We start from the raw sequence: 23,250 nt of genomic DNA, 5'->3' as shown, positions 1-23,250 counted from the left end.
ACTCAGCGTACAAAACCGCCGTCGCTATCCCGCGTCAAGCGGTCCAGCAAACGGCCTGCCGAATCGACCAATTCCAGTTGCAAAGGCATTTTGCCGATAGCATGGGTAGCGCAAGACAAACATGGATCGTAGGCGCGGATAGCTACTTCCAAGTTATTCAATAAAGGCTCGGTCAACTCGCGGCCGGACAGATACTCCGCCGCGACTTGCCGTATCGATTCGTTCATCCCCATGTTGTTGCTCGTGGTCGACACGATCAGATTGGCCTTAGTGACAATATCGTTTTCGTCGACTTGATAATGATGAAACAAAGTACCTCGCGGCGCTTCTATCACCCCGATGCCCTCGTAGCGCTTTTCGCCCTTAACGATGAGATCCCGACTTAACACAGCCGCATCGTGCAATAAATCCCGAATACTTTCCGCACAATGCAACAACTCGATCAAGCGCGCCCAATGAAAAGCCAACGTACTATGCACCATCATCGCGCCGCCGTGCAGCTTGAAGTCCACTCGGGCAGACTCGGCCAATGGCGTATCGATGTAATCGCAGTTGTTCAGCCGCGCCAGCGGACCGACCCTATACCAGCCTTGCTCCTTGCCGATTGAAGTCAGATACGGGAACTTCATATAACTCCATGACCTTACTTCTTCCCGTATCAAGTCGTAATATCGGCAATAATCGAAATGGTCGACCAAGATTTCTCCATCGGCATTTTTTGCGCGAATACCGCCGTGGTATAACTCTAAAGCACCATTCGGTTTAATAAGGCCCAAGTAGCTGCTGGGAACGGTAGCGAAAGTATCGTAAAAAGCCTGGTTGGAAGTATGCACCTTTTTGATCAAGCCTACCGCCTCCTGCGCCCAAACGATCACTTGTTCGATGTCTTGTAACAGGTAATCCCGCTCGTCTTTGTCGAGCGCCTTATTCATTCCGCCGGCAATCGCTCCGGTTCCGTGCACCCTTTTACCGGATACCATGCGTATCACTTCCTGACCGTATTTGCGTAGTTTGACGCCTTGCATGCCGATGCCGGGATAATCCGCCAACACCGCAACAATATTGCGCCTGCTAATATCGCTTTCGAAACCGAATAACAAATCGGGGCTGGATAGGTGGAAGAAATGTAAGGCGTGCGATTGCAACACCTGGCCGAAATGCAGCAAGCGGCGCAACTTGTCGGCGGCCGGGGTTAAATCCGGCGGATCTACGCCGACTAACTGGTCAATGGCTTTAGCGGCGGCGAGATGATGACTGACCGGGCAAATGCCGCACAAACGCTGCACCATCACCGGCAGCTCCCAGTACGGGCGGCCTTGGATAAATTTTTCGAAGCCGCGAAACTCGACGATGTGCAAGCGCGCTTGTCGGACTTGATTATTCTCGTCCAGTAACAGCGTGACCTTGCCGTGTCCTTCCACGCGGGACACCGGATCCACGGCAACCCGCTTCAACCCGGCCGGATTAGCGGCAGTTTCGAGATGTTCGTACATTTGTCATCCTTATTAGTCGTAATGAACTAATTCATAAGGTAAACTCGGTTCGCGCCCAGCCAATAGCGCACTCAGAAATGTCCAGAACACATCTGCCGATGGCGGGCAACCGGGTAAAAAATAATCGACCTTAACGATTTCGTGGATGGGATGAACCTTGTCCAGCAACAGAGGAAGTTCCGGATCGTTAGGAATATGCGGATTCTCGACGCCAATTCCGTCCCGATACGCCTCCAGCAAACATTCCTCCAAGGCAAACTGGTTACGCATGGCCGGTAAGCCGCCGTTGATTGCGCAAGCACCAACTGCAACCAGCGTTTTGCAATTTCTGCGAAATTCGCGCAACACGTGCACATTTTCCGCGTTACAAACACCCCCTTCTATCAGGCCAACATCGCAAGGACCGCAGTGCTCTATGTCCGTCAATGGCGAACGATCAAACTCAGCGACCTCAAGCAACGCGATCAGGCGCTCGTCTATATCGAGGAACGACATGTGACAGCCGAAACATCCGGCCAATGACACGGTAGCGACTTTAATCTTGGCCATGTTCCACCTCCCCGGAAAGCGCCACATCACTGATTTGCCGTTGGTCGTAAGTACGCTGACCTATGGGTAAGCGATAAGCACTGCGCTTGATCAGAATGGCTCCGGTAGGACAAATATGAGCAGCGCAATCGTCGACGCTAATGGCGCTGTCTTTCAACGTGCCGCTGACCGAGTTGACGATCAAGCGTTTATTGATCCCGCGTCCGGCGATGTCGAAAACGTTTTTCCGGTCTTTTTCCCGGCTGGCGCGCACGCACAAATTACAAAATATGCAGCGATTATGGTCGATCATGATGTCCGGGTGCGACGCGTCCACCCGCCGATCGGCGTAAAAATGCGGAAAGTGGTTATCCAGCATATTCAAATGGTAAGCAACACCCTGCAACTGGCAATTACCTGATTTCTCACAGGACGGACAAAAATGATTGCCTTCGACGAACAGCATTTGCGTGATTCGCCGCCTGTCTTGCAGCAACTCGTCGCTAGTGTTGATCACCACTTGACCGTCCGCCGCCGGAAACGTACAAGCGGAACAATTGCGCCCGTTCACCTTAACCGTGCAGAGCTTACAACTGCCGTGCGGCGTAAACCCCGGCTTATGGCATAAATGCGGAATATAGATACCCGCCGCAATGGCCGCGTCCATAATGGTTTGGCCGTCCCGATACGGCACGGTCTTACCGTCGATGTTTATCGTGCCCGACATGGTTTACTCCTCCACTTGCGACAAATGCGCCGCGGCGTCGTCGCGATTCGCCATGCGCCGGGCAACAGCCAAAGCCCCGTCCAAATCGAATCCCGGCTCGTAACTGATACGCTTCAGCTGAGCTTGATAAACGTCGGGATAGCGTTGCAAAGTCGACAAAATCGGATTCGCCGCAGTTTGTCCCAAACCGCAATGGCTGTATTGCTTGACCAACCGGCACAGACTTTCCAGCTCCGCCACATCGCCGGCCGAACCGTGACCCTCCACGATTTTATCCAGTTGTTGCTTCAATAACGAAGTCCCCACCCGGCACGGCGTACAAAAACCGCAGCTTTCGTGTGCGAAGAAATGGATAAAATTTTGGGTGATTTGCAAGATATTCCTGCTGTTATCGAACACGATAAACGATCCGCCAGTAGGCAGGTCTTCAAACGCCAAGCAGCGACCGAGTTCCCTATTGGATATAAACGTCCCGGACGGCCCGCCCACTTGCACGCCGAGTACGTCGCGTGCACCACAGTCGTTCAGTATTTGCCGGACCGGGGTACCGAAAGGATATTCATAAATGCCGGGCCTTAAACAATCGCCGCTAACGCTGAGAATTTTGCTACCCGGAGATTTTTCCGTCCCTTGCACGTTAAACCAATCCGCCCCGCGCACGACGATCTGCGCCGCCGCCAGAAAAGTTTCCACATTGTTGACTACCGTGGGTTTTTGCAAATAGCCGCTGCTGACCGGATAAGGCGGACGATTGCGGGGAATGCCCGGCTTACCTTCCAACGACTCAATCAGCGCGGATTCTTCGCCGCAAATATAAGCGCCTGCACCTAACCTAATCTCGATGTCGAAATCGAAAGCTTTGTTCAGAATGTTATTTCCCAACAAACCGGCTTGTCGGCGCCGCTCGAGAACAGCCTCCAACTTAGAGTGCAAAAATTCGTATTCCGCGCGCAAATACAAAAACCCTTGCCGGGCGCCTATCAGAAAGGCGCATACCGTCATGCCTTCAAATACCTGATCGGCAAAACTATTCAGCAGCACTCTATCCTTGAAAGTACCGGGTTCCCCCTCGTCCGCATTACATACCACGTAATGGCGGTCGGAAACCTCTTCCGCACAATAACGCCATTTCAACGCGGTCTTAAAACCGGCACCGCCCCGACCGCGCAACCCGGATCGTTCCAACTCGGAAAAGACCTCAGCTCGGTCATGCGCGCATGCGGCCCGAATCGCTGCGCCGCTGTCGAGCGAAGATTTGAGCAATAAACCGGCTTTATATAGATTGTCGTTGACAGCGAATAAGGAGGCTGGCCACTGAGCTAACGGCGCTTGCCGTTCGATCAGTTCCGCGATGAGATCGATTTTTGGCCGATTCAAATTCGCAATAGCGATACCGTTGATCAAAGCCGCCGGGCCTTGATCGCATAACCCGGTGCAAGACGTCGTATGCAAACTGACCATGCCGTCGGCGCGAACCTCGCCAATCGCGACATTCCATCGCTTGGCCGCGTAATGCAGCAGATTTTGCTGGTCCAGCATACGGTCAGTAATCGAATCGCTGAACAGTACCGCGTAACGCCCTTGTGGCGTCAAATGCAGAAAACTGTAAAATTCCGCGACCGCTAGGATTTGAGTGCGTGAAATCTGCAAAGCTTCGGCCAGGATGTCGACAGCCGAAGACGGAATATGCCGAAACTCGGCTTGTACGGCCCTAAGAATAGTCAACAAGCGGACCGGCTGGAATTGCGTCTTTGTCAGTAAAGCCTGTAAAAACGTTCTCATCGTACCACCACCGTTTCCTGATCTATTGCGAGAGTATGAATCTATCGAAAAAAACCGTTTTCAAATCGGCCCTAGGCTATGAAAACCACGCCTTGGCCTATTGTCTGGTGCAGATAGCCGAACAACGGCAGTTGCTGCAGCAAGTGCGCTCCCTATTACCCCAAAATATAGCGGAAAATATCGTACATTGCTTACGTAACCGGCAACGCTTGACGATATATGCAACCTCCTCCGCCTGGGCTACGCAGCTGAGGTTTTATCAGGACACCCTGCTCAACCTTCCGACTACTATCGCTTCCGGCAAAATCGACAAGGTACGCATCAAGATTTTACCGCCGTGGCGGGACGTCCGCCCGTTGCGGCCGGCCAGGCTGCCTTCGGCCGATACGATTGCAGCATTGGCACCGCATAGTCCGGCTGATAGTGGTGACGAGTTGACACAAGCGATGTCCCGTTTAATGACAACGCTCAAAAGCAAGGCCGAACGACAAACAGACTGAGTAGCGGGCCTGAGCCGGGCTAACCCAGCCTCTCGCGGCTTTCGCCCCTTCCGTGCTCGGCAACTGCTCCTGCGTTGCTCTACCTCCTGCCTCCATGTAGTCGTATCGAGCTCTGACGCCTGCCCGGTTTCGCGCCACCGCACAGAGCTCCTCGCTTATCTCGCACACACGTCCCAACGATCCACCTCCAGCCACAGAGCCTTGGCATACCCTGACATGGACTTTCACCATCCGATGTGTGCGCCTTCACGAGCGCACTGGGAGCGGCGTATAGTCGCGATGATGGCCTTGCAAATCGCGGCTATACGTCGCCCCCACCATGACTTTCATAGTAAACATGAGGATTACCGGTAACGGCCGCTAGCATCGCCGTAAACCCGGCCGGCTCCCTGCCTAAAGCGCTCTCAAGAAACAGCTTTTTTGTACATATAAAATCAATTACTTATAGTTGAGTAAAAGATTTAAAAAATCGCCTCAAACAGCGGTTGTTTTTGAGTAACGCCATGCCCCCCCCCGAAGGAGGCTTACTTTGCTCAACGGAATCGGCCGCATCTAAAAAGCCCATGCCGGCAGGAGCTTAACAAACGCCGGCATAAAAGCATGCTTCGATCCGAGCATCAATGCAGCAACCGGACCCTGAGCCCAACACAGAAGCTCGGCCGCCCAAACACCGGCTCCCAACGCTTATAGACCGCTTGCACTACGAACCATAGTAATCTTGAATTTTTCCAAACCGCACCCATTGATGATTCGGTCAACCTTGGAGCGCCGCCTTATCTGCGTTTCGCAACGTTAACTTCCAATCACTCGATACATCATCACTCATGGACACAAAAAAATTCCTCGACAAAAGCTTTCTCACCAATTCAATTTCCGCCTTGATCATTCTGCTTGGCTATATCAGCCCGGTAGGTTCTGATACTTTCAAGGCCATCGGTTTTTTTGCCTTCTCCGGTGCCATCACCAACTGGCTGGCCGTTCATATGCTGTTCGAGAAAGTACCTTATTTGTACGGCTCCGGGGTTATTCCCGCTCGGTTCGAAGAATTTAAAGCCTCGATCAAAGCTCTGATGATGCAGCAATTCTTTACCGTCGAGAATATCGAAAATTTTATCGAAACCGAAGAAGCGCAAGGCAGCCGGGTATTGAATTTACAGCCTTTGTTGGAGGCGGTCGATTACGACAAAATTTACCAAGGCTTGGTCGTTTCCATCATGGCTTCTCCGTTCGGCGGCATGGTGATGATGATGGGCGGCGAAGAGGCACTGGCGCCGTTGCAAGCACCGGTGTGCGAAAAAATGCGGCATACCCTGCAGGAAATGGTCGAATCCGAACGTTTTAGGCAAGCGCTGCAGCACGGTTTGAACGCGCACAAAATCGGCGAGGATTTAACCGGAAAAATCGAAGCCGTCATCGATAAACGGCTGAGCGAACTGACCCCGTTAATGGTCAAAGAAATCGTGCAAACCATCATCAAACAACATTTGGGCTGGCTGGTGGTTTGGGGCGGCGTATTCGGCGGCTTGCTGGGGCTGCTGTTCGGCTTTGCTTGATGAGGTGCATCACCCCGGCGCCAGTCTCCGGCGGACGCCTGTTAAAATATCGACAACACTTGCATGAAGCTGGCGTCCGGCTCGGCATGCAAATGCAACTCCGCGCCGGTGGCGGGATGCCGGAATCTCATTTCGGTAGCCGCCAGCATCAAGCGGCCATAACCGAAACGTTCGGCGAAATAACGATTGTGACGACCGCGTCCGTGGTTGGCGTCGCCGATGATGGGGTGACTGATGTGCTTCATGTGTCGGCGCAATTGGTGCTTGCGGCCGGTTTCCGGATACAACTCGACCAAGCTGTAGCGGCTGGTGGCGTGACCTTCGATTGCTACCGGAATTTCCGTAGTCGCCAAACGTCGGTAGCCGGTGCGGGCTTGGCGCACCGCGTGCGGCTCGCTCTTCAGACGCCGATCGTCCGGCTCGTCGCGTAACGGATGATCGATCAAACCTTGCTCGGGCGGCCATCCTCTTACTACGGCCCGATAAGTTTTGCGGACTTCGCCGGCCATCAGCGCTTTACCCAAACTGCGGGCAGTCCGGGCATCGCGAGCGAAGACTAACAGCCCGGAAGTTGGCCGGTCCAACCTGTGCACCGGGTAAACGTGCGCGCCTGCGTTCAGGGCCCTAGCATACTGCAAGGCAAATTCGGTTTCGTGTTTGTCGATGGGACTGCGGTGCACCAACAAGCCGGCCGGCTTATGTACCGCCAGCAACCAACGGTCGCGATAGATTTCCTTAAGCGGATTTTCGTCGAGCGGCGTCACTGTCTTTCCTATATCCAACGTAGGTAGAAACGGATCAAACTCGAGCCACATTTACACGACGCAACACCAGCCAACACCTAAATTCGCACGCTTTTATTCGACTGAGTGGACAACGCATGGACACTGAGCACTTGTTGCGGCAATTGCCGGGTGTCGCAAGTCAGTAAGGTTAAACTCAATTTTTGACACAGCTGCATCAATCGGGCCTGACGCTGCTCGAAGCGTCGGCCATATTCCTGTCTCAGGCCAATGTCGCCGCTGTCCACGACCAAATCGCGTATTTTGTCGGTAAACCGGTAGCGGCCGGTTTGCGGCAATTGCGTTTCCAGGGCATCGTAGACTTGCAGCAATATTACTTCGCAGTGCCGGGACAGCAAGGTCAAGTGGCTTTCAACGCCGGTCGTCAAACCGCGAAAGTCGCTGATCACATACACCCGACTCCCGGGGTGGGCATGGTGTTGCAAGCGAACCAAAGCCCGCTCCAAGACACTGGAGCCTTCCGCGCCGACACTCGTATAAACCGGTTGTACCAAGGCATTCAGAAAACGCAGCAAGGCTGCTTTGCCGTTGCGCGGCTTCAATTCCATGCACCCGGCTTCACCGAATATTTGCCCGCCGATACGGTCGCCTTGTTTCAAGCCGCTCCAAGCCAGCAATGCGGCCAATTTAGCGGCTTGCACACGCTTGAACACTCCCCGGCTGGCAAAAGCCATGCAGGCCCGGTAATCCACCGAAATAAACAATGGTCGCTCGCGTTCTTCGGCAAAAATCTTGCTGTGCGCTTTGCCGGTGCGCGCGGTCACCCGCCAATCCATGCGCCGCACGTCGTCTCCCGGCTGGTACAACCGGGTTTCCAAAAACGCCATGCCGCGCCCCTTGAAACCGGACAAATAATTGCCGCTTTGCGCCGCGCGTATCCGGCCAGGCTGAAGTTTCAGCGCGGCAGCCGGTTGAGCCAGATCGATCAGGGTTTTCAGACTCACCGCAATCCGTTCTTCGGCCGCACGGGGTAATTCCTGACTCATTGCCCGCCGCCACCCCAAGGCCTAACAGCCACCGTCGAGATGCTGTTAGCCGGCGCCCCTTCGATGATCTTGCGGCTGATCGCCAAGTACACCAAGCTGTTGTGTGCCTCGTCCCACAAGCGTATGACCTTGGTTTCCTTGAATAACAACGACGTGCCTTCCGAAAATACTTCCTTTTGCTCCGGCATCTTGCCGGGTAATTGAATCGGCCCGGTTTGCTGGCAAGACAACGAGAACTGTGACGGGTCCTGCGCCACGCCCAAGGCGCCGGAAATACCGCCGGTTTTGGCCTGGCTGACGTGACAGGTAACTCCAGCAATATCCGGGTCGGCGAACGCCTCGACGCAAACTTTGTGATTGGCGCCGATCAACTTCCAACTGGTGGTAACGCAACCGACGGTTTCGGCATGCAGAGGTAGGGAAAACCACAGCAAAGTCAAAGCAACTAATCGTAATTTAGGCATAAAAACTCACTTATCGAGTACGCGACGCACTGCGCGTTCGAAGCGCAATGTCCGCATAAAAACCGCCGGCTTTCGGCTGCCGACTAAAAGTTGAGGTTGAAATTGGTCAACCAAACATGGTTCAACAAATCCGGCGTGCCGTAATTATGCACATAGTGCAATTGATAGCCGGTGTCGACATTGATCTTGGGCGTCAATTTGTAACCGACTCCGACATAACTTCGATTTTGGTTGACGCCGGTTTGAACCGAATGCGCTCTCGGTCCTTCGTCGATAGAGTTGAAATACACGAACAATTCGTCCAGCGCAATCAGATAGACCTGGCTGGCGGGCAATGAATACAGCCAACGCAAACGATGACGCATGCGATGTCCGGCATCGGCTTCGTCGGCGAAAAAACGCTGTTCCACTCGAAACCGGTACTGGAAGTTGAGCTGCGGCGTCCAGTTGTCGATCCACTGCAATTGCTGCACGGCATCGTGAGTCGCCATGTCAAAATCGTTATCTTTGCTGTATTCGCCCTGCCAGGTGTAGCCGGCCCACACTTGCAATTTCGGCGTGATTTTGTATCCCAACAGCGGTCGCACAATCATCTGGGCAAATTCGCCGTTGTCGTTCTTGGTACGCGGCGCCAACTCCAAATAAGCTAGATAGGGGCTGCCGCCGAAATCGGTTTGCAAGGTGCTGTTTAGCCAGACCGACCAATCGTCCTCAGGTTCGGCAACCGCCCCTGAAGTGGCCAAGCAAAAAGACGCCAAGGCTAGAGAAACACGTTTCAGCATTGCAAAATCAATCCGTTTGAAAAAAGCGCCGATTCTATCATCCATCGAGCGCAACCCCGATTCGGGCGCGGTAAAAACCAACCGCCGGCAAGTTCATTGAGGACGCAATGCCCAGTTGACAATATCGCCGGCCGCCATGGCGCCGGCCTGCCGCGCCACTTCCCGGCCGCCGCGAAACAAAATCAGCGTGGGAATACTGCGGATAGCGTAACGGGCGGCCAGTTCCGGCTCCGCCTCGGTATCGACCTTGGCCAGCCGCATACGCGGCTCCAAGGTCCGAGCCGCTTGGGCGAAAGCCGGCGCCATCATTTTGCACGGTCCGCACCAATCCGCCCAAAAATCCACCAGCAGCGGAAGCGCATTGTGCTGCAGTTGTTTGTCGAACCCTTCCGCATTCAATGCAATCGGATGACCGTCAAACAGAGCCCTATGGCACACACCGCATTTAGGTCCTTGCGCCAACCGTTCGGCCGGCAGACGGTTGACCGCCAAACAGTGCGGACAAGCCAAGTGGAGTAATTCGCTCATGCCATTTCCCCCTGATCGGAAAACTTAAAAACAAAGTCCTGCCTTGCGATGGCGGCCCCAGACACGCGCATCCGGATCAATCCAGCCCGGCCCGCTGCAAACGCTTGCGCAAAATAGCGATTTCTTCTTCCAAGTCGGCAACCAGTGCCGCCAGTTCCGGTACGGCTTCGAAATCGCGCTCCAGGCTAACGATGCGACGTATTCTTAACAAGCTGGCACTGGAAAATCGCCATTCTCCGGCCTGTTCCTTGCCGGGCGACAATAAACCTTCGGCTATATGCCGGCTAATCCATTCCGGCTCTACCTCTGATAATTGGGCCAGTTGTTGTAAAGTCAATCCGCCTGCTTCGAGTATGGCGTCTATCACCTGCTTCGCTTCCGGCATCGCTTATATCCTCCTGTCTGCGCGCGGATCGAATGCCAGTTCCCGCGCCATTGTTTCATAGATTTCCCGCGCTTTAGCGCTAGTCGCGGGCGGCAACAATACCTGAATGTCCAAAAACAGATCCCCGGGCGGCGTACTGGGTATCCCTTGGCCGCGCAAGCGTAACTGTTGACCGCTCTGCGTGCCGGCCGGTATGCGTACTTTCAGCACTGTCGAGAATAAATTGACCGAAATCGCCGCGCCCAGTGCGGCTTCCCAAGGACTGACCGGCAAACTCATGTGCAGATTGGCAGCGTCGACGCGCAACGACTTATGCGGGTTGAAATGCACTTCCAGCAACAAATCGCCCGGCGTGCCGCTACCCAATCCCGGCGCTCCTTGGCCGGCCAAGCGGATTATTTGGCCTTCGTGCACGCCTTTGGGAATTTTGACGTTCAACGTGCGATTGTCCAAACCGACTCGGCCTTGCGCATCGAGACGCGGCACCCGCAGACTCACTTGCCGGGTGGCACCGCTAAAGGCGTCTTCAATATCCAGCAATACTTTGGCATGATGGTCTTCGCCGCGGCCGTGAACCGAGCCGCCGCTTGCAAACGGACCGGTTTGACGCCTGCCCGCTCCCATGCGCCCGAACAATTGGCTGAAAAAATCGCCGAAGTCGCCGGCATCGGTAGTGGAAAACTCGAAACCGGCATCCCAATCGGGCGGAGGATGAAATTCCTGACCGGGCCGATAGCCGCGCCCCAACTGGTCATAAGCCGCCCGCTTCTCGGTATCGGACAATACCGCGTAAGCTTCGTTGACTTCTTTCATCCGCGCTTCAGCGTTGGCTTCTTTGGAAATATCCGGGTGATACTTGCGGGCCAGTTTACGATAGGCTTTTTTGATGTCCTCTACCGCCGCATCCCGATTTACGCCTAAAATCTGGTAATAATCTTTAAATTGCACTGTCGATCTCCTACCGGATATTGAGCGGCATGGCGGCTGATGCACAACCTAGCAGGACGTAGCCAGGCTTCCTCGCCGGACAAAGCGGCCACCGAATGTTGAAATGCGCCCAATATATAGCGGATAGCCTGAATCTATACAAGCGATGCTATAAGCCCGTATACAAGGATAAAATGCCTAGCTCAACCTCGCCTGAACAGCCGCACCAGGTTTCGCGCCGCCGCTTTTTGAGCATGGCCGGCCTGGGTTTGACGGCTTGCAGCCCGGCAGCCCAAGGATGGTGGCGACTGAGCAATCAATGCCTGGATCCGCGCCAAGCGCCGGCCTCCGCCTTGGAAACCGAAGCTTGGCAGGGGATAGACCCGAACGAGTGGTGGGATTGCCACGTGCATATTCTAGGCTCCGGCGACGGCGACAGCGGGATTGAACTCAATCCCGCCATGAGACAACCGCTGTTACATCCGCTGCAATCGCTGCAATACCGGGCTTACTCCAACGCGGCGTGTACCGGCCGTCCCGGCGGGCAGGACCTGGGCTATCTGAATCGCCTGTTGGCATTGCTGGACAGCATGCCTACCGGTGCCAAAGCCATGCTGTATGCCTTCGACCGCACCCATGGCGCGGCCGGCGACGCGGATCACGTCCATTCATTTTTTTACGTACCCAATGCCTATGCCCAAACCCTTGCGCAACGCTACCCGGACCGGCTGGAATGGGTAGCCAGTATTCATCCCTATCGGCAGGATTGCGTACAAGCGTTGCAACAAGCGGTAAAAAACGGCGCCCGTGCGGTTAAATGGCTGCCGCCGGCGATGGGCATAGACCCGGCCTCGCCGCTGTGCGATCGCTTTTATCGAGCCGCCGCGGCTCTGGACATCCCCGTCATCAGTCATAGTGGGGAAGAAAAGGCCGTAACCGGTGCCGACCGACCGGAGTTCGGCAATCCGCTACGTCTGCGAAGGGCTTTGGATGCCGGCGTGCGGGTCGTGGTCGCCCACTGCGCCAGCATAGGCAGCGATAGAGACGACAACGGCAAGCACGTCAGAAGTTTCGACTTATTCGCGCACATGATGACGCAATCCCAATGGCACGCTCAGCTGTTCGGCGACATTTCGGCAATAATATTGCGCAACCGCGATGCGAACGTCATCAAAACGCTGCTTAGCGAAACGGCTTGGCACCCCCGCTTGCTGTACGGCTCGGATTATCCTTTGACCGGCATTTTGCCGCTGATTTCGCCGGCCTCCTTCGCTACAGCGGGTTTGTTAGCCGAAGACGCCGTCGCGCCGCTGCAAGCTTTGCAGGATTATCACCCTTTCCGTTTCGATTTCGTGTTGAAGCGTAGCTTGTCCTGGCAAGGCAAACGTTTTTCGCCGCAAATTTTTGCTACCCGGCGTTTTTTCGCGGCTTGAGCGCCCGGTCCATGGCCACATAGTTAGGCACCAAGGCGCCTGTCCGCGCTTTGCGTATCACGATTGCCTGCCATACCGGGCACGATAATTTATGGCGTGTTCACGGCCATGTTGACAGGACCATCCCCGAGTAAATCCGGAAACGAGCCTTTGCGAATGTTGAAAAACAACAATTCCGGCAAGCTGACCGCGGCGCCCTTGAGACTGTGTTGTAAGTGCCTGCCGTCGTCCCAAGGCCAACTGAACAAGCCGAACAGGCTTTCGCCGGCCGCTGCGGCTAAATTTAAACCGCCTTGTAGCGGCCTGAACCAAATAGAGTCTTGCGTAAAAAACAAGAAGACTGCGTCGGTTTCGTTCCAACGATACACACCAGACGTTAGCGTATTGGCTTCCCTTAAGCCGCGCCAAAAATCCGCATTAGCGGCCATGGCAGCCAATGCGCGCTCGCGATAGGGTGAAATGCGGTAACTGCCGGCGATGCGATATTCCGAGCCGACTTGGGAAAATGCCTGGTTGGGAATGAAATCCCATCCTGCCGGCGGGATGTATCCGCCGAATATATCTGTTGCGGCTTCCGCCTCGCTTAGCGAAACCGCGTGCCGGTTGGCATGATAGTCGGAAGCGGCAGCATTGAGCTGGCGGAAGATTTCGGTGACGCAATTGTGGGTCAGAATTCGATACCGATAGCGCCGATCCAGGTCGGCAATCTGCTTATCAAGCTGATTTTGCAAGCGGTTTCCATATTCCCTTAGCGCGTCTGCGGAATGTACACTGGGCAGTAATTCGCTTTCGGCGGCGAGCGCCGGCGTATGGGTCAACGCTGAAACGGCCAAAGTGCCGGTTGCGGCATGCAATACCTGCCATAGCGCATTGACGCTCATTTCCCAATCGGCATAGCTCCGCTCGTCAGGTAACCGGGCCGCAGCCAGCCCGGCAGCAGCGTGCGCAACTGTTTGCAGCCCGCGTTGCAATAAGGCAGCAAATTTATATTCCGGCACCGGGCCGGCATCGGCGTTGTCGATCAGGCGGGACAACACCACCGGATAACCCGTTTGTAACGATGCGTCGACTGCGTGCAATCTGGCCAAAACCACCAAAAGTGGATAGCCCCAATCGGGGCGTTCGCTATGCAATAGGCGAAGCGCGTCTTGAATCAAGCGCTCGCGAAAATCGCCCAACGCGCGGTGCTGTGCATCTGTCAATCGCGGCGTTTGCCCGGCCAGACTTAGCATGCTTTCCGGGCGCGGCGGGACGGCTGCTTGCAATACGTCTAATGCGGCTAGTTTCGTTAATTGGTAGCGATAGCGTTGCACGAAAGGCAGTAGCGCGTTAGTCGAATGTTCCGCTTCGCTCTCTCCGGGCGAGGCGCCGGATTCCGGCGTCAAAGTCAACAACTCGTGCAACACGTTTAGCCGTTTGCGTTGGATGAATCCCGCGCCGTCGCTGCGCTCTGCCAACAATGTGACTTCGCTGAGCAAGGCACTCGACTGCGTGCGCGGCGGACTATCCGTTTCCGTGGGCCTGTAATGCTGCCGGAAATAACCGGCGCCTTGTAAATCGATCAGCGCATGGCGATCTTGTTTGGATAATCCCGCAATCAATCCAAGGCCGTCTCGGGTGATTGCCAATTTGGCCAATTGCCGGCGTTGGCTTAATAACAAGCGATCGAAATGATCTTGTAAAAAGCCGAGAAAATCGGCGTCGACCTGAATGCTATGACCATGGATGGGTCGATTCTCCCGGTCTGCATATTGAAAACGGAAAGCCGAAAAACTATCTCGGTATAGCTGCAGCCAGCCGGAGTCCTCGTGTTGGAAATGATAAACCCGGTCGCCGAAACGCAAGGCCGCATGGCCGCCGCTGGCCGAGCCTTCGTTAGCTTCGATATATAAAAAGTCGAATGTGGCTGCCCGTACCTGAGTACAAGCGGCAATGGCCGCGCACAGACAGGCGCGTAACAACAAGCCGGATACGCGCACTGCGGCCTTAACCCAAACAGGCAAGCCTATTTTTTTAGCCCTTCGTCGATGATTTGCATTTTTAAAGGATCTTTGTTGGTCAGACTTTCGCTGAATGCGGAAATTTGCGGTCTGCCCAACTTGGCTTTTTTGAGCCCGCGGCCGATGCCGATAAAGGTGTTACGATCGTTCTCCCAATCGGTGATGCCGTATTCCTGCGCCATTTCGCCGACATCGGCGCGAAAATTATCCAACGTGCCGTGATCGGATTCGACGAATTGAGCGGTATAGTTGGCGATGTCGTTTTCGTAACGCTCCTGTTTGGTCAACGAAGAATCGGAACTGGAAGTAAGCGGGCTCGACACGAGATTAAAAATTCCCGCGGAACTGTCGGACGAACTTTCGAACAACGAGCAGGCGGAGGTTAGGCCGGCAACCGCGATGACGGCACTGGCGGTAACAATGGAATGACGAATAAGCATGACAGCATCCTTGAATGTTGAAACGGCTAAGCAAAAACGAAGTCGGACAAATGTATAGCAAATACCGGCTTTATGTGCAGGAAAATATCCGACGCGGTCAACAGGATGCCGCACAAGGCAAGGCCACACCCGCGGAACAGGTGTTGCGAGATATTCAGACATGGTGAAATGGACCGATCACGCCTTGGCCCAGGGTGGCCATTTTTATTAGACCACTACAGTTCGCCGCCGGCCGGAACGCCATGCCTTCACCATCAAAGCCCGATGAAACTGCTGCCGGATGAAAACCTGTCACACCGCCAGTATCTGGATTAATATCTAAAAAATTGAGATCATGTTGAGTTGTTAATCGAACGAATGGTTTTGTGTTGACATCATTTTTACCGGTTCAAAGATCCTATTTTTGCGAGAGCGGATGCTTTAGTCCCCGTTATCAATATGTTTCGTCGAAGCAGCCTTCGTGAGTTACCGAATGCGATAGCCTAATCGCACTCGTATTGTCGTCATATTGCTAACTGATAATTTGCTCTACCCATGATTCGTCAGGCCGCCAATCCGGTTCCTGCCTCCAAAAAGCGCGAACTATTTCGGATATTTCATCAAGAACCCCATTTGCCCCGTGCTGCTTTAAGCGGTTTAGTCCAATTCTGCCGGATTGCGCAAAGAATTGTGCTTAAAGCGACTCAAAGTGTTGTTTTATAAATATAAATAAGCAACGTCGCACAAATTGATGCGCAATTCGCTTGCGCCGCCATACGGCTGTGGCCGACTGAAAAGTAATTCACAGATTACACGCACCGTTTTTCGTTTACTAAGCCCCGACCAAATAAAAAAAACATCTTGGCAAAGACATACCCACTCTTTACCCAATCAAGCGGACAGAAGACTATGAACAGAACAACTTTTATCGTATCTGCCGTATTCACGGCTCTGGTAAGCGACACATCAACGGCATTTGCTCAAACACAGGCTCATCACACGGTATTTAACGACGCTTTCGCAAATGCGCCAGTCCAATTTCCAATCGAGCGTTTACATTTTTTCGATGTTCAAACCGCCCGGCAAGCGCTGCTTGGTTATAACTATGCATTAACCGCTCAACTCGACGGTAGTGTAGAAGCGATCGTTTCCGGCTTAAACGGTTCGGGATTGCAACAGCCCCTCTCCGTGGTTCGCGCCAATGCGCAAAGCTCCGCGAACGCTGCTAATACTCTTGTGGCGAATAATGATGCGGAAACTCCGTTTCCGCAAATCAGCTTAAAATCTAAAGCGAACGGGCAAGCGGCTATCGATGCTTTGGGCGAAAGATTGCCTGAGGTGGCTAAAGCCTACGATATGTCGGCTGAAAAACTGACCGAAATATTACGTACCGATTCAAGCGCATGGATAGACGAAAGCGGCCGCCTGCTATACGTTGAAGAAGAGAATCAAGCCGCGGCCCCTACTGTCCCCGGCCCTAAAAAAAGTGGCACTACTGATTTTGAACAGGCGGCAACGGTAAGTTCTACCGATACCTTTAATACCATTGCATCCGGAACCGACGCCTTCGCATTGCACAGTAAACCCGGATCGAATCGGGTGATTTACCTGGATTTCAACGGTCATGCCGCAAGCAGCACCGCCTGGAATAGCGGCACGCTAAACGCGCAAGCTTACGACACCGACGGAGTTCCCGGCACATTTAGTTCGGGCGAATTAAGTAAAGTTAAAGAAATCTGGCAACGGGTGGCGGAAGATTACGCACCCTTTGATGTAGACGTCACCACCGAAGAACCGAGCGCCGATGCCTTGCAACGAACCAGTAGCTCGGATGCTCAATACGGCACTAGAGCCGTCATTACCCGTTCGATGCCGGAATTATGCAGCCAATCCTGCGGCGGCATTGCTTATCTAAACGTATTTTCCTACTACTCTTCGTCGAATCCGGATTACTACCGGCCAGCTTGGGTATTTTTCGATAAATTGGGCAATGGTGCGCCTAAATACGTGGCTGAAGCGGTATCGCACGAGGTGGGCCACAATTTGAATTTAACCCATGACGGCAATTCCAGCGTCACTTACTACGCAGGCCATGGTAGCGGAGCTACCGGATGGGCGCCGATTATGGGCTCCGGTTATTACAAACCGGCCACCCAATGGAGTAAGGGCGAATATCCCAATGCCAACAATTTGCAAGACGACATTGCAGTCATCAGCGCTGCCGGAACTCCGCTACGCGCCGATGATTTCGCCGATACGCTGGCAAACGCCGCGCCATTGGCTGGCGACGCTAACGCCGTGGTGCAAACCGGCGTGATAGAACGCAGAACGGACTTGGACATGTTCACTTTTTATACCGATGGCGGTGCAGTGCAGTTCAATGTAGCCTCCGGTACCATTGCATCCGGTTCTAACCTGGATATTTCCGTAGAATTGTTGGATTCTGCCGGAAAAGTGGTTGCTAGCGCCAATCCGGCCACCAGCTTGTCGGCTTCTATCAGCGCGACGTTAGGATCAGGACAATTCTATTTGCGCATCGACGGCGTGGGTTACGGCGATTTGACCACCGGATATTCGGATTACGCTAGCTTGGGCCAGTACCAAATAACCGGTAGCTATCCGAAAAGCACGGTTTCTATGATGGCGCCGACCGCAGTGATGTCGGCCACGCCTACCGAAGGGGATGGTCCGTTGACGGCCTCTTTCAATGGCAACAGTTCGTACGATCAAGACGGTTCCATTGTCGGATTCGATTGGAACTTCGGCGACGGCTCTACCAATGCAACGGGTTCCAGCGCCAATCATACTTACAACACCCCCGGAAACTATACCGCTACCTTGACAGTAACCGATAATACCGGTCTGAAAAACAGTTCAACTCAAACCATCACTGTCATTCAAGCAGCTTCCGACGCCAATATGCTGGTAGGAAGCACCAACGTCACTCGCCAACTGTTGAGCGGCGGCAAATCCAGATGCGTAGCTACCGTTACGGTTGAATCGGCCGGTTCCATAGTCAGCGGCGCCACGGTATACGGCACATGGAGTGGATCGTACATGCCTACCAAAGGCAGTTCTAAAACCATATCCGGCACATCGTCCGTAACCACCAACAACGCCGGCAAAGCGATCTTCTACGGCGCAACCTTGTCGGCCAGCACCAGCGGTACTTGCAGTTTCGCGGTAACCAACGGCGAAAAAATCGGGTTCAGTTACGACGGTAGCGGTGCGACCTCCGGCAGCTTCAGTTGGTAATGTTTGAAAGCTAACCCCGGCAACAAGGCGTGGTTCTCCACGCCTTTTTTGTATCTACCCGCCCAGAAAGCAGACTACCAGTCCGCGGCCACTCAATCCTTGTCGGCATTAAATTAGACCGGAATCCGGCGAGCAAGGCACAATAGCGGAGTTTTTACCGATTCGCCCACGCCATGCTAGCCGCGCTAATCCGTTTCTCAATTCGCTACTCCGGTATTGTGGTTACCGTTGCCGTTCTGTTAGTCGCATACGGCATTTACCGATTTTCGGACGCCGGACTGGACATCTTTCCGGAATTCTCGCCCAAACGCGTCATTATCCAGACTGAAGCGCCCGGTTTAGCTGCGGAGCAAGTGGAAGTTTTGGTTACCCAGCCGATAGAAACCTCGATAAGACCGTTAATCGGTTTGGAAGCCCTACGCTCGGAGTCGATTCAGGGCTTGTCCATCGTTACCGCAACGTTTGCGGACGACACGGATATTTATAGAAACCGGCAATTGGTCGCCGAACGCCTGGTTAGTTTGGGACAAAAATTACCGGCCGGCATCGGTACGCCGGTTGCCGTACCGCTGTCCTCGTCGTCCGCAACGGTAATGACTTTAGGTTTGAGCTCCGACACCCGGTCCTTGATGGAATTGCGCAGTCTGGTCGATTGGACGCTCGCTCCCCGATTGCTCGCCATTCCCGGAGTGGCCGACGTCAACGTATTCGGCGGCGACGTCGCGCAACTGCAAATTCAAGTACATCCGGAGGCGTTGCAACGCTTCAACTTAGACATCGAGCAAGTGGCCGCCGCGGCGGCTGCGGCGGCGGAAATCAAAGGCGCCGGTTTTTTGGAAAACAGCAACCAACGTTTCACCCTACAAGTGGTAGGCCAGTTAGTCACGCCCGAGCAATTCAGCTCGGTGGTGATAAAACGCTTAAACGCCGGCAACATCACATTGGCGGATGTCGCGGAGGTACGCTATTCGGCGGAACCGCCGATCAGCGCCGCGCAAATCATGGGCAGGCCTGGCGTGGTATTGATGGTCATCGGCCAATTCGGCGCCAACACCTTGTCCGTCTCTAAACAAGTCGAAGCCGCATTGGCCGCCTTCGCTCCCTTGTTTAAGCAGCAAGATATTCGCTTTTTTCCGCATTTGTTTCGTCCGGCGGATTACATAGAGACCGCAGTTAACAACTTAGCCGGTCATTTATTGTTTGGCGGCGGCTTCGTCATCCTGGTTTTATACCTGTTTTTATTCAATTTTCGCAGCTCGCTGATTGCCGCATTAGCGATTCCGGTATCACTGGTATCTGCGGTAATCGTGTTGTTGGAGATGGGCGTCAATCTGAATATTATGGTATTGGGCGGCTTGGCTATTGCGCTAGGTGAAGTTGTAGACGATGCCATCATCGATACCGAAAACATTTTTCGCCGCTTGCGCGAAAATCAAAGCCGCTTGCTCCCTGAAACGGCCGGCACTGTCATTCAACGTGCTTCGCTTGAGGTTAGAGGGTCGGTGGTATACGCCAGCTTCATCGTTGCCTTGGTGTTTGTACCCTTGCTGACCTTGGACGGCGTAACCGGGCGTTTATTTTCTCCCTTAGGCTATGCCTATATTTTGGCGATCTTGATGTCGCTGCTTACCGCGCTGACGCTTACGCCTGCACTTTGTCACCTGCTGCTAAACAAAAGTCAGCTAACGGCCGCAGAGCCACCTTTGGTGCGCTGGCTAAAGCGAGGGTACGCTCAACAATTGCAATGGGTTATCGGGCATTTTCGCATGGTGATGCTATGCGGAGTACTGGCCTGCGTAGCCGGCATCTGGGGGTTTTCCCGCTTGGAGCATCAGTTTTTACCCGAATTGCGCGAAGGGCATTTCATCGTCCATACCGCGAGCATCCCGGGAAGCTCGCTGCAAGAATCGATACGGATAGGGCAGTTGCTGACGGCGCGCTTTTTGGGCGTAGACGGCGTGGAGTCTGTATCGCAATGGGCCGGACGCGCAGAACGCGGTGCCGACACTTACGGCAGCCATTACAGCGAATACGAAGTACGCCTTAAACCCTTGTCCGGCCGAGAACAACAGCGGGTGCTGGATCAACTCAGAACCCTATTGAACGAATTCCCCGGCATCAATTACGAAGCCAACACCTTTCTGACCGAACGGGTGGATGAAACCATATCCGGCTACACCGCATCGGTAGTCGTCAATATTTACGGCAGCGATCTTGCGGTATTAGATGAGCAAGCCGGACGGGTCGCCGAATTAATGCGCACACTTGCCGGCGCTATCGACGTACAACAACGCTCGCAATCCGCGACGGCGATGTTGCAAATCAAACTGGATTTGGACAAGTTGAAGTTTCGCGGCATCACGCCGGCACAAGCGATGACGGCACTGGAAACCGCCTACGGCGGTCGAATTGTCGGCAAAAGCATACAGGGTAACCGCGTCGTCGACGTCACGGTTACCTTAGCGCCGGAGCTGCGTTCCAGGGCCGCATCCTTGCAACAACTGGCTATCAAAAATGCCGAAGGCGAGCGCGTGCTGCTCGGTCAAATAGCCGATATCCGCCATAGCGAAGGCAGGTACAACATTCTGCATCAAGGGGCTTTGCGAGCGCAAACGGTTACCTGTAACGTCGATCAGCGCGACATGGACGGTTTCATCGCCGAACTTAAGGATAAATTGTTCAAACAGCTATCGTGGAGTAGCGACAGCTATCCGGAAATCATCGGCGCCGCGTTGGAGCAAGCTAAAGCGCGGCGGGTGTTAATCGTGCATGCTCTCATCGCCGGGGCCGGGGTATTGATTTTTATCTCGCTGGCGTTGGGGAGCATACGCCACACCGCGCTAACCTTAGTGAATTTGCCCTTTGCCCTGCTCGGGGGCGTTGCGGCGGTGCTAGTGACCGACGCGTCCTTGTCGGTAGGCTCGTTCGTCGGCTTTGTCACCTTATTCGGAATCACGGTGCGCAATTCGATCATGCTCATTTCGCACTATCGCCATTTGATAGAACAAGAAGGGCAAATCTGGTCTCAGGCTACCGCGTTGCGGGGCGCTCAAGAGCGTTTGCCGTCAATTTTGATGACGGCTTCCGTTACGGCATTAGCCATGCTGCCTGTCGCATTCGACAGCGACAATCCCGGCCGAGAAATCATGGGGCCGATGGCAACCATCATCATCGGCGGTTTAACGTCTTCAACCATTTTAAATTTACTGTTGCTGCCGGCTATTTTGCTGAATTACGGCCGCTTTGAGCCGGTGGATGAGGTAAAAGCGCGGCCTAACTGAGCCGGAATTTGTAAGGGTCGTTGCCGTTTGAAACACATAATGACTATCGGCCGGCAGGATAAAGAAACAGCCGGCTGTCAGGCTGCCTGTTGCAACTGTCCGTTACGCAGGCAAGCCACGGATTTCCGGCCGGGCTCGCGAATGCAATCGTGATTGCGTAGGCGGTAGCAGATTGCACAGCGATTGAGGCGGCGTTGGTAACGGGCTTCGGCCCTCTCGAACAAGCTTTCCAATCGACTCAGCTCGGAATCGGCGGCGGCGACCCTGCGGGCATGTAGTGCGGCGTAAAGCGCTCGCGCTTGGTCTATCAATATGTCGTAATCGAATAACGATGTTTTCATCCCTACCTCCTGGCATTCGTAAAGACTAACGACTTACCGGCAAAACCATTCGAACACACGCCGCCCCGTTAAGTATTGACGTCCGTCAATCAAAAACCGCTTCTAATCGAACAGTGTTCCTGCCCGGCCTTGACGATTAAGCGGCGAGATCTTCCAGCGGCGATTCGAGCAGGAGTAGCTCGCATAAATCGGCATCGACCGCGTCTCGGTCCAGGCCGAGTTTCTCGGCCACGGGATAAGGGAAATTTTGCTCGATCGTTTCTTTAGGCATATTGCAATCGATGCAATAACTAATGAATTGTGCCAGATGCACGACGTAAGCCAAGGCGGATGGGTTTTCCCAAGTGAGGGGTTCGGCGGATTGATTGATTGCATCGATTAACTCGTCCGCAAATTTCCAGCGTCTGAACAGTTCCGCACACGCTTGTTGGTTGGTAAATCCGATGCGTTTTCGTTCCACGTCGGGCCGGCTTAGGTGGCCGGCTTTGGCGTGTTGTTCGATTTCGTTGGATTCGCTTGGGTAAGCCATGTGGATGAGTAACTTACCCATGCCGCCTATCAGGCCGGCGGTAAATGCCACGTCGGCGTCTACCCCGGCTCTTGCGGCGAACCATTTGGCGTACTCGGCCGCTCTGAAACTAGTGCTCCAGAATTTCCTTAAATCGAAATTTTGTAGGCTGGGCACCGAGGCAACCAGGCCGGACGCAATCACCAACGTCTTGAGCTGCCCCATGCCAATCAGCAGCACGGCTTCACTCAACGACCCGACTTTTCGCGATAGACCGAAGTGAGCGGAGTTGACCAAACGCAACACTTTCAAAGCAATCACCTGCTCTTTTTCGACGGTTTTAACAATATCGAGCAGTTCGGCATGAGGATCGTTGAGTTGATTAATCAAGGTTCGCACTACCTCGGGAACTTGGGGGAGTTTATGCAGGTTGTCGAATAATTTTTCGATAGATGCGGACATAATGAATTCCTTTTAGTTGACGGCAGGGTAAGTCTAGTAAAGCTGTGTGGAGTGGAGCCGATTGCAACGAAAATATTTTTGTTGCAAAAACGC

At 54.0% G+C, this 23,250-nt stretch carries 21 protein-coding genes; 6 read left to right on the top strand and 15 right to left on the bottom strand.

All coding sequences use genetic code 11. The features are described 5' to 3' along the window. Positions 1-2: 2 nt before the first annotated feature. From AB0A83_RS04685 to AB0A83_RS04670, 4 genes are read right to left on the bottom strand one after another with little or no spacing between them, the layout of a single operon-like run. Positions 3-1,493, bottom strand: coding sequence for a Ni/Fe hydrogenase subunit alpha (locus tag AB0A83_RS04685; protein ID WP_150047144.1), 1,491 nt, complete (start codon positions 1,491-1,493; stop codon positions 3-5). A gap of 12 nt (positions 1,494-1,505) precedes the next feature. Then, the gene (locus AB0A83_RS04680; RefSeq protein ID WP_367155541.1) at positions 1,506-2,042 is read right to left on the bottom strand and encodes an NADP oxidoreductase; all 537 of its coding nucleotides are present in this window, start codon (positions 2,040-2,042) and stop codon (positions 1,506-1,508) included. Further along, positions 2,029-2,748, bottom strand: coding sequence for a 2Fe-2S iron-sulfur cluster-binding protein (locus AB0A83_RS04675; protein WP_150047140.1), 720 nt, complete (start codon positions 2,746-2,748; stop codon positions 2,029-2,031). The genes AB0A83_RS04680 and AB0A83_RS04675 overlap by 14 nt, the downstream gene beginning before the upstream one ends. A gap of 3 nt (positions 2,749-2,751) precedes the next feature. Next, entirely contained in the window at positions 2,752-4,530 is a 1,779-nt protein-coding gene (locus tag AB0A83_RS04670) for an NADH-ubiquinone oxidoreductase-F iron-sulfur binding region domain-containing protein (RefSeq protein ID WP_150047137.1), read from the bottom strand. A gap of 35 nt (positions 4,531-4,565) precedes the next feature. Here AB0A83_RS04670 and AB0A83_RS04665 point away from each other — a divergent pair, with 35 nt between their 5' ends. Beyond that, a complete protein-coding gene (locus tag AB0A83_RS04665) occupies positions 4,566-5,030 on the top strand; it encodes a DciA family protein (RefSeq protein WP_367155540.1) in 465 nt (154 codons plus the stop codon). 824 nt (positions 5,031-5,854) lie between these two features. Next, entirely contained in the window at positions 5,855-6,583 is a 729-nt protein-coding gene (locus AB0A83_RS04660; RefSeq protein WP_150047133.1) for a DUF445 domain-containing protein, read from the top strand. A gap of 41 nt (positions 6,584-6,624) precedes the next feature. Here AB0A83_RS04660 and AB0A83_RS04655 read toward each other — a convergent pair whose 3' ends face one another. From AB0A83_RS04655 to AB0A83_RS04625, 7 genes are all read right to left on the bottom strand, one after another. Further along, a complete protein-coding gene (locus AB0A83_RS04655; protein ID WP_232056782.1) occupies positions 6,625-7,347 on the bottom strand; it encodes a pseudouridine synthase in 723 nt (240 codons plus the stop codon). Positions 7,348-7,424: 77 nt separating this feature from the next. Further along, entirely contained in the window at positions 7,425-8,372 is a 948-nt protein-coding gene (locus AB0A83_RS04650) for a DUF58 domain-containing protein (protein WP_150047129.1), read from the bottom strand. Beyond that, a complete protein-coding gene (locus tag AB0A83_RS04645; RefSeq protein ID WP_150047127.1) occupies positions 8,369-8,836 on the bottom strand; it encodes a CreA family protein in 468 nt (155 codons plus the stop codon). Before AB0A83_RS04645 ends, AB0A83_RS04650 begins: the two co-directional genes overlap by 4 nt. An 83-nt stretch (positions 8,837-8,919) precedes the next feature. After that, positions 8,920-9,618, bottom strand: a complete 699-nt coding sequence (locus AB0A83_RS04640) for a DUF2490 domain-containing protein (RefSeq protein WP_367155538.1) — start codon at positions 9,616-9,618, stop codon at positions 8,920-8,922. A 93-nt stretch (positions 9,619-9,711) separates the two neighbouring features. Next, on the bottom strand, positions 9,712-10,146 hold the full coding sequence (gene trxC, locus AB0A83_RS04635) for a thioredoxin TrxC (protein WP_367155537.1): 435 nt from the start codon (positions 10,144-10,146) through the stop codon (positions 9,712-9,714). Between the two features lie 76 nt (positions 10,147-10,222). Next, positions 10,223-10,531 carry a chaperone modulator CbpM gene (locus AB0A83_RS04630; protein WP_150047121.1) on the bottom strand — a complete coding sequence of 103 codons (309 nt, stop codon included), beginning with the start codon at positions 10,529-10,531 and terminating at the stop codon, positions 10,223-10,225. A gap of 3 nt (positions 10,532-10,534) precedes the next feature. After that, on the bottom strand, positions 10,535-11,479 hold the full coding sequence (locus AB0A83_RS04625) for a DnaJ C-terminal domain-containing protein (protein WP_367155536.1): 945 nt from the start codon (positions 11,477-11,479) through the stop codon (positions 10,535-10,537). Positions 11,480-11,652: 173 nt separating this feature from the next. Here AB0A83_RS04625 and AB0A83_RS04620 point away from each other — a divergent pair, with 173 nt between their 5' ends. Continuing rightward, positions 11,653-12,891 carry an amidohydrolase family protein gene (locus AB0A83_RS04620; RefSeq protein ID WP_150047117.1) on the top strand — a complete coding sequence of 413 codons (1,239 nt, stop codon included), beginning with the start codon at positions 11,653-11,655 and terminating at the stop codon, positions 12,889-12,891. Positions 12,892-12,980: 89 nt separating this feature from the next. Here AB0A83_RS04620 and AB0A83_RS04615 read toward each other — a convergent pair whose 3' ends face one another. Further along, positions 12,981-14,894 (bottom strand): hypothetical protein, encoded by a 1,914-nt coding sequence (locus AB0A83_RS04615; protein WP_367155535.1) that lies wholly within the window; start codon positions 14,892-14,894, stop codon positions 12,981-12,983. 2 nt (positions 14,895-14,896) lie between these two features. Next, positions 14,897-15,331, bottom strand: a complete 435-nt coding sequence (locus AB0A83_RS04610) for a putative lipoprotein (protein ID WP_190303247.1) — start codon at positions 15,329-15,331, stop codon at positions 14,897-14,899. Between the two features lie 14 nt (positions 15,332-15,345). Between AB0A83_RS04610 and AB0A83_RS04605 the strand changes: the two genes are divergently transcribed. From AB0A83_RS04605 to AB0A83_RS04595, 3 genes are all read left to right on the top strand, one after another. After that, positions 15,346-15,498, top strand: coding sequence for a hypothetical protein (locus AB0A83_RS04605; RefSeq protein ID WP_190303341.1), 153 nt, complete (start codon positions 15,346-15,348; stop codon positions 15,496-15,498). Positions 15,499-16,219: 721 nt separating this feature from the next. Then, positions 16,220-18,565 carry a PKD domain-containing protein gene (locus AB0A83_RS04600; protein WP_367155534.1) on the top strand — a complete coding sequence of 782 codons (2,346 nt, stop codon included), beginning with the start codon at positions 16,220-16,222 and terminating at the stop codon, positions 18,563-18,565. Between the two features lie 173 nt (positions 18,566-18,738). Next, positions 18,739-21,846 (top strand): efflux RND transporter permease subunit, encoded by a 3,108-nt coding sequence (locus AB0A83_RS04595; protein WP_367155533.1) that lies wholly within the window; start codon positions 18,739-18,741, stop codon positions 21,844-21,846. Between the two features lie 77 nt (positions 21,847-21,923). Here AB0A83_RS04595 and AB0A83_RS04590 read toward each other — a convergent pair whose 3' ends face one another. Both AB0A83_RS04590 and AB0A83_RS04585 read right to left on the bottom strand, forming a co-directional pair. After that, positions 21,924-22,187, bottom strand: coding sequence for a hypothetical protein (locus AB0A83_RS04590; protein ID WP_150047109.1), 264 nt, complete (start codon positions 22,185-22,187; stop codon positions 21,924-21,926). Between the two features lie 136 nt (positions 22,188-22,323). Further along, the gene (locus AB0A83_RS04585; protein WP_150047107.1) at positions 22,324-23,157 is read right to left on the bottom strand and encodes an HDOD domain-containing protein; all 834 of its coding nucleotides are present in this window, start codon (positions 23,155-23,157) and stop codon (positions 22,324-22,326) included. Positions 23,158-23,250: the final 93 nt, after the last annotated feature.

It is taken from the genome of Methylomonas sp. HYX-M1 (assembly GCF_040741385.1).
GTDB lineage: Bacteria > Pseudomonadota > Gammaproteobacteria > Methylococcales > Methylomonadaceae > Methylomonas > Methylomonas rhizoryzae.
This window is presented reverse-complemented; position numbering and strand designations above follow the sequence as displayed.